Raw genomic sequence first — 479 nt, 5'->3', positions numbered from 1 at the left:
TAAAGTGCTATCCTTAGTCACCGCCTTTCTCCTGCCCGGAAATACGGGCGTGGTTTTCTGCGGCAGACCGGATGAAAGGCTCCGCCTGCGGCAGATTCAAAATGCTTTCCATGAGGGAATAAAATTCCGTTTCGGTCAGCTCCTTTGTCTGTGGCACAATGCTCTCAACGGCTGCCCCACGGGTAATCAGCCGGTGCGTCCTCTGTTTCCGGGAACCGCTTTCCAGATACGCCTGCCGGTTTTTCAAACGCTGCATTTTCCGTTTTTCCCGTTCCAGCAGGACAGTGGTTTTTTCATATTCCTGCTTTAACTGTTCCAAAGATTTTTCCATGTTCTCACATCCTTTGCTTATAAGATAAAGAAAGACCATCCGCAGACAGTCTGTGTCAGTGCTTCTATAAAACCCGATGAAAAGGGAAAACCACAGAGCGGATTTCTCTTTGCGGCGGGTACACAGGGGATAGCCGCTTTAGCGGCGC

The 479-nt window shown here is 50.1% G+C and carries 1 protein-coding gene; it reads right to left on the bottom strand.

Annotated features, from left to right (window positions below; all coding sequences use genetic code 11):
* Positions 1-13: 13 nt before the first annotated feature.
* Positions 14-331, bottom strand: a complete 318-nt coding sequence (locus LI164_RS15645; RefSeq protein WP_019162597.1) for a DUF3847 domain-containing protein — start codon at positions 329-331, stop codon at positions 14-16.
* Positions 332-479 lie beyond the last annotated feature (148 nt).

This window comes from Dorea sp. 210702-DFI.3.125 (assembly GCF_020560945.1).
Classification (GTDB): domain Bacteria; phylum Bacillota; class Clostridia; order Lachnospirales; family Lachnospiraceae; genus Dorea; species Dorea formicigenerans.
Note: the sequence above shows the minus strand (reverse complement) of the source record. Positions and strands in the feature narration are given on the sequence as shown.

Bases quoted from the DNA above. Each gene is read 5' to 3' on its own strand.
- LI164_RS15645 (WP_019162597.1), bottom strand. From the start codon at position 331: ATGGAAAAATCTTTGGAACAGTTAAAGCAGGAATATGAAAAAACCACT.